This window comes from Haloferax sulfurifontis ATCC BAA-897, from assembly GCF_000337835.1.
Taxonomy (GTDB): domain Archaea; phylum Halobacteriota; class Halobacteria; order Halobacteriales; family Haloferacaceae; genus Haloferax; species Haloferax denitrificans.
Map to the genome: position 1 here is coordinate 51503 of NZ_AOLM01000012.1, position 13106 is coordinate 64608.

The 13106-nt window shown below is 65.3% G+C and carries 10 protein-coding genes; 8 read left to right on the forward strand and 2 right to left on the reverse strand.

Going from position 1 to position 13106, the window contains the following annotated elements; translation table 11 throughout:
- The first annotated feature begins 203 nt into the window (after window positions 1-203).
- The 6 genes from C441_RS07295 (at window position 204) to C441_RS07320 (ending at window position 9754) form a co-directional block, all read left to right on the forward strand.
- Entirely contained in the window at window positions 204-2453 is a 2250-nt protein-coding gene (locus C441_RS07295) for a type II/IV secretion system ATPase subunit (RefSeq protein ID WP_049920496.1), read from the forward strand.
- Window positions 2443-4569 (forward strand): type II secretion system F family protein, encoded by a 2127-nt coding sequence (locus C441_RS07300; protein WP_007274537.1) that lies wholly within the window; start codon window positions 2443-2445, stop codon window positions 4567-4569. The genes C441_RS07295 and C441_RS07300 overlap by 11 nt, the downstream gene beginning before the upstream one ends.
- A 4-nt stretch (window positions 4570-4573) precedes the next feature.
- The gene (locus tag C441_RS07305) at window positions 4574-6751 is read left to right on the forward strand and encodes a hypothetical protein (RefSeq protein WP_007274538.1); all 2178 of its coding nucleotides are present in this window, start codon (window positions 4574-4576) and stop codon (window positions 6749-6751) included.
- 3 nt (window positions 6752-6754) lie between these two features.
- Window positions 6755-8482 (forward strand): Ig-like domain-containing protein, encoded by a 1728-nt coding sequence (locus C441_RS07310; protein WP_007274539.1) that lies wholly within the window; start codon window positions 6755-6757, stop codon window positions 8480-8482.
- Between the two features lie 117 nt (window positions 8483-8599).
- The gene (locus C441_RS07315) at window positions 8600-9304 is read left to right on the forward strand and encodes a haloacid dehalogenase type II (protein WP_007274540.1); all 705 of its coding nucleotides are present in this window, start codon (window positions 8600-8602) and stop codon (window positions 9302-9304) included.
- 78 nt (window positions 9305-9382) lie between these two features.
- Window positions 9383-9754 (forward strand): hypothetical protein, encoded by a 372-nt coding sequence (locus C441_RS07320; RefSeq protein WP_004969715.1) that lies wholly within the window; start codon window positions 9383-9385, stop codon window positions 9752-9754.
- A 90-nt stretch (window positions 9755-9844) separates the two neighbouring features.
- Here C441_RS07320 and C441_RS07325 read toward each other — a convergent pair whose 3' ends face one another.
- Window positions 9845-10900: a DUF7282 domain-containing protein gene (locus C441_RS07325; RefSeq protein WP_007274541.1), complete on the reverse strand. Its 1056-nt coding sequence runs from the start codon at window positions 10898-10900 to the stop codon at window positions 9845-9847.
- A 500-nt stretch (window positions 10901-11400) separates the two neighbouring features.
- On the opposite strand from C441_RS07325, the gene C441_RS20115 reads away from it, so the two are divergent.
- A complete protein-coding gene (locus C441_RS20115) occupies window positions 11401-11550 on the forward strand; it encodes a zinc finger domain-containing protein (protein ID WP_188423066.1) in 150 nt (49 codons plus the stop codon).
- Complete coding sequence (locus tag C441_RS07335) at window positions 11550-11738, forward strand: DUF7511 domain-containing protein (RefSeq protein WP_004969718.1); 189 nt, start codon at window positions 11550-11552, stop codon at window positions 11736-11738. The genes C441_RS20115 and C441_RS07335 overlap by 1 nt, the downstream gene beginning before the upstream one ends.
- Window positions 11739-11820: 82 nt before the next feature.
- On the opposite strand, the gene C441_RS18995 is transcribed toward C441_RS07335, so the two are convergent.
- The gene (locus C441_RS18995) at window positions 11821-12948 is read right to left on the reverse strand and encodes a phospholipase D-like domain-containing protein (protein ID WP_007274542.1); all 1128 of its coding nucleotides are present in this window, start codon (window positions 12946-12948) and stop codon (window positions 11821-11823) included.
- Window positions 12949-13106: the final 158 nt, after the last annotated feature.

The following is a 13106-nucleotide window of genomic DNA, read 5'->3' on the forward strand; positions in this document are numbered from 1 at the left end:
GACGCCGGCCGCGAGGGGCAGTACTCTCAGTCGGTTGTCAGCCCTCGCCGGGTCATCTCGGGAGCGTTCCGGTCTAACTCCCCCGCCGAACGCGACCCAGTTATATCCCTGTATTCGGCGGTAGTCCCGGCCTAACCTGCCGATTTCGAACATCTAGTCGCTCCATACTTACAGCCGTTCCTACCGTTCAGTATTTCCAGAGAATGGCGTCTCCTGACAAGAACTCCCAGACTGACCGCCGCGATGGCGAAGAATCGTTCCGAGCAGACGGTGGCACCGCCGAACTGGTCCCCACGACCGGTCCGCAGGCGATGGCCGCCCGCGCGAGTGAGCTTCCGGTCCCCGCGTCGGACCGCATCGAGTACGGCCCCGCCGACGACCTCGTCGAAGACGAGACGGACGAAGACCGCCCGGAGACGCTCCGGGAGGCCGTCCTCCGCGAGGTGAAGGCGTTCTTCGCCGCCATCGACGACGAGACGGCGTTCGCGCCCGCGCCCTCCGAGGCGTTCATCGAAGACAAGTTCTTCGACTTCGCGTTCCTCGACGGCGTCGAGGCCGTCGAACACTACTGGGTGAACAAGCCCTTCGCGTTCGTCTCCATCCTGTACGACCACGAGAAGCGCGAACACCGGTACCACGTGAGCGAGCCGCGCCTCGACCCCTTCGAGGACTTCGTGCGCGAGGACCTGACGAAGATTCTGCGCAACAGCCTGCTGTACCGCGACCTCGACGCCGACGGCGACCGCGAGGACGTCTTCGACGAGGAGGCCCGCGAGATAATCTCCGAACACGCCGCGACGGTCGAAGAGGGGTCGCTCTGGAAGCTGTTTTACTTCCTGCTTCGGGACTTCATCCACTTCGGCCGCATCGACCCCGTGATGCGCGACCCCGGCATCGAAGACATCTCCTGTGACGGCGACGACGTGCCCGTCTACGTCTTCCACAGCGTCTACCGGGACGTGCCGACGAACGTCGTCTTCGACGACGGCGACCTCTCGTCGTTCACCATCCGCCTCGCGCAACGCGCGGGCAAGCAGGTCACCGTCTCCGACCCGCTCGTGGACGCGAGCCTCCCGGACGGCTCTCGCGTCCAGTTAACCCTCGGCTCTGACATCGCCACCCGCGGGTCGAACTTCACCATCCGGAAGTTCTCGGACGTGCCGCTGTCGCCGGTCGACCTCGTGCGCTGGAACACCTTCAGCGTCGAGCAGATGGCGTACTTCTGGCTCGCCATCGAGAACAACCGCTCTCTCATCTTCGCGGGCGGCACGGGCTCCGGGAAGACCACCTCGATGAACGCGGTGTCCTTCTTCGTCCCCGGCCACGCGAAGGTCGTCTCCATCGAGGACACCCGCGAAATCACCCTCCCGCACGACAACTGGATTCAGTCGGTCACCCGCGACACGTTCACGGCCGACGGCCGCGGCGAGGTGTCGATGTACGCGCTCCTGCAGGCCGCGCTCCGACAGCGCCCCGAGTACCTGCTGGTCGGCGAGATTCGCACGGAAGAGCGCGTCGCGCTGACGTTCTTCCACTCCATCGCCACGGGCCACACCGCGTACACGACGTTCCACGCCGACTCCTCGGAGGGCGTGGTCCACCGCATGCGCAACGAGCCCCTCGGCGTGCCCGCCCAGATGCTCTCGGACCTCGACATCATCTCGGTCCAAAAGCAGATTCACCTCGACGGCGACCGGACCCGCCGGAACATCGCCGTCACCGAAATCGCCGGCGTCGACGACGACGGCGAGGTCGAACTCCGCGACGTGTTCAAGCGCAACCCCGAAAACGACGCCCACGAGCGCGTCGGCGACTCCGTCGTCCTCGACGAAATCGCCGCCGAGCGCGGCTGGACGAAGGCCGACCTCAAGTACGAACTCGACATCCGCGCCGACGTGCTCCGGTACATCGCCGCCTCGGGCGTCGACGACTACCTGACGGTGTCGGCGATGATTCGCCGCTTCGAGCGCGACCGCGAGGGCCTCCTCGCGCACGTCTACGCCGAGACCTCGCTGGTCTCCGTCGACGACGAGGCCGACGAACACGACGACGACGCGGCCGACGAGGCTGACGCCCCGGCCGACGAACACGACGACGACGAAATCGAGGTCTCGCCCGAGACCGAGCGGCTCCTCGCGGACCTGTTCGACATCGAGTTAGACGACGACGCTGACGGCGACGAAACGCCCGACTCCGCCGAGGCGGAGGCCGCCCCCGAACCCGCGCCCGCCGCCGAAAGCGACGACGCTGATGCCGGCGCAGACGACGCGGAAGCCGATTCCGCTGTCGTCGCAGACGCCGTCGAGTTCGACGATGTCGCGGAGGCCGGCCCCGCGCCGGCCGATGACGCCTCGGACGCCGACGAAACCGACGAAACCGACGAAACCGACGAAACCGACGACTCCGAATCCGTGACCGACGACGACGACCGGGAGGCCGACGATGCCCGCTGACTCGTCGGCGTCGGTTCCCCTGCCCGACTACGAGGTCGAGCAGTACTTCCCGCGCGAACACTTCGACGAGTCGCCCGAGGAGGTCGAGCGACTCCGCCAGCGCTACGGCTACGTCCGCACGTACTTCAAGCGCCACCCGGCGGGCCACCGCGACCTCCAACGCTGGCTGAACCAGACCCGCGTGGGCACGACCTACGACCTGTATCTCACCCAGTCGATTAAGCTGGCGGCCGTCACCGCGGCGTTCGGCTCGCTCGTCGGGCTCGCGCTCACGTTCGTCCTCGCCCGCACGGGCGTGCTGGCGAACGCGTCGAGCCCCGTTAGCCTCGGCATCGCGGCGCGGTACGTCGCCCCGCTCACCCCCTACAAGGTGCCCATCCTCGGCGTGGTCCTCGTCGGCCTCGTCGGCGGGTTAGCGGCCGCCGGGACCTACTACGCCCGGTACTACCTCCCCAAGAGCCGCGCCGAGATGCGCGGCCGGAGCATCGACATCCTGCTCCCGCACGCCATCGTCTACATGTACGCGCTCAGCCACGGCGGGATGAGCTTCCTCGAAGTCATCCGCTCGGTCGCCGACGCGCCCGACTACGGCGAGGTGTCCCGCGAGTTCGAGATGATCGCCCGCGACATGGACCTGTTCGGTAACGACCTGTTCACGGCGCTCCGCAACTCCCGGAACCTGACGCCCTCGATCAACTTCGAGCAGTTCCTCGACGACTTGCTGTCGGTCCTCGACTCCGGCGGCGACGTGACCGCCTTCCTCGACCGCGAGTCCGCGACCTACCTCGAAGAGGCCCGCGACGAACAGGAGGACTTCATCGAGACGCTGTCGATGCTCTCGGAGGTGTTCGTCGCCGCGTTCGTCGCCGCGCCGCTCTTGCTCATCGTCACCCTGATGGTCATCAGCTTCCTCGGCGGCGACACGCTCGTCCAGCTGTACGCGCTGAACTACCTCATCTTCCCGCTCGGGATGGGGCTGTTCTTACTCCTCGTGGACGTGCTCTCCTCGCCGTACACCCAGGACACGGTCCGGACGAAACACGACGTGACCGTCCTCGAAGAGATTCGGACGGTCGCGGTCGACTTCCTCGGCGCGATGCGCCGCGAGGTCCAGCGCGCCCGCGAGGCCCGCTGGGGAAGCGACGGAATCGCCTCCGACGGCGGCTTCGTCGACGAGCGACTCGACGACTACCGCCTCGAAAACGCGGTGTACGAGCTTCGGACGCTCATCGGCGACCCGCTCGACATCATGCGCCGCCAGCCGTACCTCTCGGCGGCCTTCACGGTGCCCGTCGCGCTCCTGTCGGTCGTCGCCGTCTACGCGCTCGGCCTCGCGACGCCGAGCCTCGACGCCATGCTCGCCGACCCGTACAACACGACGGTCTGGTTCGTGGTCCTCCCGTTCGCCATCGTGGCGGTCCCGCTGACGGTGTTCCACGAGCTTCGGACCCGCCGCGAGCGCACCCTCGAACGGCGCTTCCCCGACACGCTGAACCTGCTGTCGAGCGCCAACCAGATGGGCATCTCGCTGGTCGAGTCGCTCGCGCTCGTCTCCCGCTGGTCGAACGGCGCGCTCGCGGACGAACTCCGCGCGCTCCGCAACGACATCCGCTGGAACCACGACGCCCACGCGGCGCTCATGGCGTTCGCCACCCGGCTCAACGTCCCGCAACTCTCGCGGGTCATCCGGCTCATCGCCAGCGGCGGCCGCACCAGCGGCGACCTCTCGCGCGTCCTCAGCGTCGCCGCCGAAGACACGCGCAACCGCTACAAACTGGAGAAGTCCCGCCGTCGCGCGATGGGCTCGTACATCGCCATCGTCGTCATCGGGTACTTCGTCTACCTGTTCGTCATCCTGATGCTCGGCGCGAGCTACCTCGCCCCGCTCGCCGAGATGACCGCGCCCACGACGGCGTCGAACGGGCAGGCGCTCCCCATCGGTATCGGCTCCGTCCCGCTGGCGAACTTCCACGTGGTGTTCTTCCACTCCGCGCTGATTCAGGCGGTCGGAAGCGGGCTCCTCGCCGGCAAACTCGCCGACAACAGCGCCCTCAGCGGGCTGAAGTACGCCCTCGGACTGTCCGCGCTGGCGCTCGTCGCCTTCGCACTGGTGTAAGGCCATGACTCACAACACTCCCAACAACACCCAATACACACAATCGCCCCTCAGGCACGTACTGCGCGGGCTCGTCGCGGGCGCGGCCCGCCGCGGCTCGCACCTCCGCGGTGACCGCCGCGGGGCCTCGGCCATCCTCGGCACGATGCTCGCGTTCGCGCTCGTCGTCTCGCTCGTCGCGATGGTGCAGGTCTCGGCGGTCCCCGCGTGGAACCAACAGACCGAGTTCGAACACCTCACGGCCGCCGAGACCGACTTCGCCGCGTTCGACGAGAGCGTTGCGAAGGCCGTCGACGGCCGGCAGACCCGCGCGACCCTCGACGCCGGCGTCGACTACCCGACCCGCGCGCTGTTCGTCTCGCCCGCCGCCGGCTCCGGAAGCCTCCGGACGACCGACCCCGCGACGGCCCGCATCTCCGGGGCGGTCGCGACCGGCGAGACCGGCACCTACTGGGACGGCTCCGAACACGCGTTCGACACCCAGCAGTTCGTCTACCGCCCCGACTACCGGTACCTCCAGAGCGAGCCCTCGCTCGTCCACGAGGGGACCGCGCAGTACACCGCCTACGCGGGGAGCGAGGTCGGCGCGACCCAGTCGCTCGTCGACGGCACCAAGGTCTCTCTCGTCTTCCTCGAAGGCGACATCGACACCGCGACGAGCGAGGCGACCACCTTCGGCGTCGTCCCCCTGAGCGCCGGCACCGACTACATCACGGTCACCGACGCGGGCACGCCCATCACCATCTCGGTCCCCACTCGGCTCTCCGAAGACACGTGGCGCGACCTGCTGGCCGACGAACCCAACGTCCGCTCTATCGCCTACGCGACCGGCACCGACTACAACACGCTGACGGTCGAACTCGCGCCCGGCAAGACCTACGACCTGCGTCTCTCGCGGGTCGGCATCGACACCCCCGGCGCGCTCCAAGCGCCCGCCTACATCGTCGACGTCGAGGGCGACAACGCCGTCGTCCCGCCCGGTTCGAGCCACCGCGCCGTCGTCGAGGTCCGCGACGCGCAGAACAACCCCGTCCCCAACGCGGTCGTCAAGGCCAGCCCCGGCCTGACCGCCGAAAGCGGGCGGGTCGTCGCGCGCGACACCGACACCGTCTCGACCGTCACCGATTCGGACGGCCGCGCGACGTTCGTCTACACCGCGACCGGGAGCATCGACGGCGTCGTCAACGACGAGTTCGACGTGGTCGTCGAGGACGCCGCGGGCGCGACCGTCGACCGCGTGACCTTCGACGTACAGCTCCGCGAGGGCGGCGTCACCGACCCGCTCCGCGGGCTCGTGGCCGCCGTCGACGACCCCGGCTTCGTCTACGCCGACGTGGACGGCAACGGCGAGTTCGACGGCGCGGACTACCGCGTCAACGACACCGGCACGGGCGGCGACGTGAAATACGACGCCGGTACCGACCGGCTCGTCGTCCCGCCGAGCACCGGGACCATCGTCTCCGACCGCGACATCACCCTCGCGGGCGACGGGGTCTCGCTCCACGTCGACGTCGTCGCCACCGGATCGAACAGCCGGGTCGACGTCGACGCCGGAAGCGGCTCGCTGGCCGCGGTCGGCGTCAGCGTCACCTCGGTGTCGGGGAAGGACATCACCGTGACCGCGGGCGACGAAATCGACCTCTCGGGCGCGTCGGTCACGCAGGGAAGCAAAGCCGGCCTCTCCATCGAGGCCGGCGGCGACGTCGACCTCGACAACGCCGGGGTGACGGTCGCACAGGACAGCAACAGCCTCCGCATCGTCTCGACGGACGGCTTCGTCAGCGCCCGGAGCGCCGACATCAGCGGGAAGGGCGACATCCGCATCGACGGCACGGACGGCGTCGACCTCGCCGGGGCCGGCCTCTCGGGGGTCAAGGACAACGGCGCGCTCGACGTCGTCTCCGCGCGCGGCGGAGTCAACCTCAACGGCGTGGTCATGCTCGGCGACGGCGACATCGTCGTCGACGCCGAGGGCAACGTCTTCGTCGTCGGCGCGAACATCGCCTCGACCAAGACGGACGTGGTGATAACCTCCGACGGCGGGATGGTCAGCGGCCGCGAGGCCGCCATCTCCGCCGAGGACGACGTGACGATCACCGCGGCGGTCCGCATCTACCTGCCCGACTCCTCTATCGAAGACGAGGACACGCCCGAACTGAACGCGCCCGAGAAGGAGGTCTGAGCCGTGTCTCGCCTCTCTCTCGACTCCCGCGGCGTCTCGGAAATCCTCGGGTTGGTCTTCGCGTTCGGGCTGGTCGTGTCGGTCATCGCGGTGGTCCAACTCGCGGGCACGCCCGTCTGGACCGCCGGCGACGAGGCCGACCACAGCGCCAGCGTCTCGACCGACCTCGCGTCGCTCGACTCGCAGGTCTTCCGCGCCTCCGGCGCCGAGTCCGGCAGTCGCGTCGCGGTCGACTCGGACGTGTCGTACCCCGAGCGGTACCTCGTGGTCTCGCCGCCCGACAGCGCCGGGACCTTCCGGGTCGACGGCGCGGACGCCGTGACGGTCACGGGCGTCTCCGCGGTCGGTCCCGAAGCGGTGTTCTGGGACGGCACGACCCGCACCTACGAGACCGGTGCCATCGTCTACGAGGCCAACTACGCCGAGCGCGACCAGGCGCGGATGGTTCTCGAAAGCGGCGTCTCGTACCTCGAAACCGACGGGAACCCCGTCGTCCACCGCCAGTCGCTCGTCCGCGGCACGACCGTCACGCTCGTGTTCTTCGAGGGCGACCTCGACGGCCACACGACCGCCGGCGACACCGTGGCGCTCGCGCCCATCTCCGTGCGCTCGGAGTCGCTCCCGGTGTACAACGCCACCGACCCGGTTCGCATCTCGGTGCCGACCTACCTCTCGGAGGACGCGTGGGTCGGCCTCATGGCCGAGGAACCCCACGCGCGGGTCGTCTCCCACGTCGCCAGCGGCGACCACGCGGTCGTCACTATCGAACTCGACGCGGGCGTCCGCTACGACTTCCGCGTCGCCCGCCTCGGCGTCGGCGAGGCCGTCGAACCCGACCCCGCCGCCTACGCCATCGCGGTCGAAGGCGAGGACGCCGCGGTCCCCTCGGGCGGCCGCGAGACGCTCACTGTCCGCGCGTTCGACCGCTACGGCGCGCCCGCCGCGGGCGCGACGCTGACCGTCAGCCCGTCGACCCCGCTCGGCGGCACCGTCGCCCCGACCGCCGGGGCGACCGCCGTCACCGACGAGTCCGGCCGCGCGAGCTTCACGTACACCGCGCCCGACGACGTGACCGATATCGAACACGACTCGGTCACCGTCACCCTCGACGGGGCGTCCGGCCCCGGCGCGACGGTCACCCTCCCGCTGGAAGTCCGCGGGACGGGCGAGACCTACGAGGTCAGAAACACCACCCCGTCGACGCCGGAGCCCGAAGACGACTTCAGCATCGACGACGGCGAGGTCGTCCCGTCGGACGACTTCACGGGGGAGTTCAAACTGCTCGGGAGCGCCATCTCGGACGGGTGGCACGATGTCCCCGTCTCCGTCACCTTCGTCGTCGACGGCGAGTCGCACCACTCCGCGGACTGGGACAACGTGAACGACCGCCGGTCCCACTCGTTCAGCGTGACTGGCGACTCCGGTGACACGCTCTCCATCGTCGCCGCCACCGACGGCTACGTCACGGCCGACTCGTCGGTCGACCACCGACAGGTCGCAGTCCTCCGCGACGGCGACCGGGTCCCGAGGATACGGGGCTACAACGGACAGGACGACGCCGCCGAGTTCGTCGCCCCCTACATCAGCGACGACGGGCGCACCATGGACCTCGCCGACAACCAGGCCATCTTCCTGTTCGAACTCGGAACGACCGACACGGACAGTCCGGCCTTCGACATGCAGGACGTGGTCATCCTCGTGACCCTCTGGGAAGACGGGGGTGAGCGCTGAGGACGCCGACCCGCCGCCGCGCTCGTCAGGAGCGCCGACCCATTCTTTCGGTCTTTTTTCCCGTCGCGTCCGCGCGACCGCCGTATCGTTAACACCCGCGCCGCCGTAGGGCCGCGTATGTCGTTCGACCCCGACCGCGTCTCGACGGTCACGTTCGACTCGTACAGCACCCTCGTCGACGTCGACGCCGCCGAGAAGGCGCTCGCCGAGCGCGTCGCCGACCCCGAACCCGTCTCGAAGCTGTGGCGGTCGCGGTCGCTCGAATACACGTTCGTCGGCAACCAAATCGACGAGTACGAGCCCTTCTACGAGGTCAACCGCGCGGCGCTCCAGTACGCGCTGGACGCCCACGACGTGTCGGTCCCGGCGAGCGAGCGCGACGAGATCCTCTCGGTCTATCACGAACTCGACGTGTTCGACGACGTGCGCGACGCGGTCGGCCGCCTCCGCGACGCCGGCTACGACTGCTACGTCGTCTCCAACGGGAACCCCGAGATGCTCGATTCGATGGTCGACCACGCCGACATCCGCGACCTCCTCGACGGCGTCGTCAGCGCCGACGAGGTCGGGGTGTTCAAACCCGACGCGGAGCTCTACCGCCACGCGGCCGCCCGAACCGGGACGCCCATCGACGAAATCGCCCACTCGACCGCCGGCTGGTTCGACGTGATGGGGGCGCAACACGCCGGAATGCAGGGCGTCTGGGTCGACCGCAAGGACTCGCCGTGGGAACCGTTCGGGCCGGAACCCGACCTCACCGTCCCCGACCTCACGACGCTCGTTGACACGCTCGTCGGCGACGGACGCGAGGCGACGGACTGACGCGCCCCGGCATGATTCCCAGCACGCGGTGTGTTATCTGCTCACAATACTGATGTTACTGGCCGTCCATCTAGTGGGATGGAACGGCGGCGCGTGAAAGGTGGGATTCTGGCCGCCATCGGGTTCATTCTGTCTCCGCTTTCGTGGTGGAACGACCTCGTGGTCAACCTCCCGCTGGCCTACGCGTTCGGCGTCGCGGTGAGCCTCATCTCCCGAAGCTGGTTTCTCCCGGGGGTCGTCGCGGGCTACTGGCTGACGAACGTGGTCGGGTTCGTGTTGCTCCACAAGGGCGCGGTCGACGCGGTATCGGCCGAATCACACCCGTACACCCGCCGGCGATTCGCCAAGGACTTCGCCATCTCCATCGGGTACACCGCGCTCGTGGTGCTTTTGATATGGTTCGGCTTCCTCAGCGTTCCCGACGGCCTGCTCGCGGCGCTCGGTCGCTGAGTTCGGTCGGCCGGTCGGGCCGGCGCTCGCCGTCAAAAATAGCTCCGAGCCGACCCGGTGGTGGGTCCGAGTCGGCCGGTAGTCGGCGGCTCAGTTCTCCGTTTCGTTGTGGATGGGCGTCTCCGTCGGTGGCGGAGTCTCACTCATCGGTTCGTCAGTAGTCGTTTCGTCGTCAGTGGTCGTTGTCTCGTCGTCAGTGGTCGTTGTCTCCGGTTCGTCAGTAGTCGTGGTCTCTGGTTCGTCAGTAGTCGTGGTCTCTGGCTCGTCGGTCGTCGTTGTCTCCGGTTCGTCAGTAGTCGGTTCCTCCGTCGTCGGTTCCTCACCGACAGTCACGACTGCGTCGTCGGTGACGGGCGTGCCGTTCATCGTGTACGGACCGTCTTCGGTTCCGTTAGACGTGAGGAAGTCGAGCGTCTGGTTGTCGTTGGTGTCGAGATGCGCCTGCGCGGTCAGGTTGGCGCTCTCGTTCAGCGGTTCGAGAAGCGGCACGGTGACGTTCTCCTGCGGACCGGATTCGAGGTAGTCGGTTGCGCCGATGACCGAGCCGTTCTCGTCGAGGATGGCGATGTAGCCACCTTCGGAGAGGTTCGCGCTCGCGACGGTCACGTTACTGCCGTCGGACTCCTGGTCGTCGAACTGGAGCGTCGCGTTCGGCTCCTCGGGTTCGGGCTGTTCGCCCACGGTGAGCGTCGTCAGCTCGCCGAAGTCGCGCGTCTCGATACCGTGGATGTACGTCCCGTCTTCGAGACCCGTCGTGTTGACGTCGAACGCGATGGTCTCCGTCTCGTTCGGGTTCAGCGCCCAGCCGGTTCGGACGACCACGTCGCCTTCGAGCCGGAACTCGACGCACTGAATCATCGGCACGTCGTTCGGGTTGGTGATGTCCGCCGACACCGTCACTTCCTCGCCGGGTTCGACGTCGGACGGGGCGGAGAGGTTGCTCACCCCGAACGACTCGTAGGTCCCGTTGCTCGGATACGTACAGTACTGCGTCTGTGTCTGCGTCTGCGTTTGTGTCTGTGTCTGGGTCGGTTGTTCTACCTGTGCCTGCTGTGTGTCGACCGCCGCCAGTCCGGTCCCCGTCGCCGCCGCCGCGACGAGAGCGACGACGACGAGGACGCCGGCGATACGTGTTCGTGTGCTCATGTATCTGCAATGACAATCTACCGACGCCGCCGGCAAAAGGTGACGAGATAGTTTCAATAGTTTCGCGCGCGGGCTGTCAGTTTACCTGACGGTGTAGACGGTTATTCTGTCTCTGATTCCGATACTGGTGGCCTCTTGACCGATTTTCTCGCAACAGTTCACGACACACGACATTTCACGCGAGACGCTATTCCTTAACTGTCAGAAAAGCGAGTAAGTCGCCGAAGCTAACGGGGTAGTCTCTCGTTTATTCGAACGTCTTGACAGTTTGAGTGACGGGAGCGACTGAGCGTTTCGAAACCGGGACGGTGTCCCGTCGGCGACGGTCTCGGGAACCGCCCCGAACCCCCATTCCAGACTTCCCACTCGGGTATCGATTAGCTCCTGACGTTGAGTAGTGCGAATCACAATCGGTATTGGCGTGACATTCGGGCCCGAATATGAGGAATCACACTCACAATATCCAAAACTTCTTGTACCCGTGTCGTATTTGGTCGTGTATGAGCGAATCCAACGAGAATTCGCGGATTGCACCGTACACGGAGTACTCGCGCACCCGTTCTCGGTGCCCTCGATGCGGGACCACGGTCCCGACGGAGGCGGTCGGCGACGCGCTGTGTGCGAGTTGCAAGACGGACGTCTCCATCTGATGAGTACGGCCGCACCCCACAGTTCCGGCGAACTGGCGGACGCACCCGTGTTCGACCTCGAATGCATCTACGACGACCCGGAGAACCCGACCGAACTGACGGTCTTCTCCCCGAAGTCGGAGGAGTTGACCACCTCGTGGATTACGGTCGACCGCGGGAGCGCCGTCTCGCTGGACGATATCGCGTAGGGGGTCGGGGCGGAGTTGTTGGTTTTTGATGTTTGTCGAGTAAGTCGTCTAATCAGGGTGCTTGAGAGTTTCGTACCACGCTTCAAACGTCATTAGGAAACACTTCGTTGAGAACCTGATTTCTATAGTTCTGATTGACTGCCGCTTGATAGACAAGTGGTTGATGAGAACTTTGATGGATAGAGCCAGAGGCTCTTTGAGCCTCACATATTGCGGCTTTCATCCACTCTCGGCGGAAAGTTGGGGTCAACATACGCTCAGGAGTTCCTTCGTATTCCACCCAATGGGGTGTCTTCTCTTCATCTTCTCCAGTGTTAGCTGAAAAATCAAGGTATCCATCTGCTTTTTCAATCAACTCATCGAGGTTCTCGGTCTCCTCTCCGATAATGAATCCAGTCTTGGCTTTCCCTGTAAAGAAGGCACCTAATACCATACGTCGGTTAATAGAGATACTGATTCGTTTCTTTTGAGGGATTGCTGTGACCAACTCCGAATCATCCTCAGTTAGTCCCGTAGCGGCTATCAAGTCGCTCAGAAGATCGAAGAAGGAATCAGCCCACTCCCGGCTTGGAGCCAATTGAACGCGATTCACTAGCGCTCTGTGTCCGTCGTCATCCACTTCTATGCTTCCCGCTATTGGTGGTTCAGTATCTTGTACGAAACTCGCGTTTACCCTTGGAGCATCAGAAGTAAGGGATGTAGGCCGTGAGTGGGTTGAAGAGCCAGACGGCGATGTATGGATAAGTTCATCAAGTTCTTCGAGGTCAACAGGGCTACTTTCAGACCAAAGCCGAGTGAACCATTCACGAAGCTCCTTGATTTTTGCTTCTTCGTTGAACTCAACACCCATCTCCGTTCGACCGACTACGCCTTTCTCCGTGAGGTTCGCTGAGCCAAGGACTGCCGAATCATCTGAGAGAACTACTTTCGCGTGAATATGACGGAAATGGTGAACCCGGTCTTGATGCTCTTCGATGAACTTGCATATCTCTTCCCGTGATTCTCCGTGAAACGCCCCAACCCACGCCACTACATCGGTGATGATTCGCCAATTATCTACGTCCCTGAGGATGCTTTTCACGTAAGTCGGGCTAATGTACGGACAGACAATTTTCGCCTCTTCAGAATCTGCCGTCTCCCTGATTGCCCTATCAAACGGCGATTCTCCCCGATTGTAACCCTCTTCTGTGTGATAGAGTAATCTACTCATTGATCAACGACAGATACTGAGCCCTCAAAAATCACAGAGACAGGAAGAGACCACTCAAGTCTCTAAATGAAGCTGAATTCATGCAACGCTCCTACTACCATCTATGACGCACCAACTGCAGTCTGATTATTAGGAACCATAATAGATTAGAATAGGGG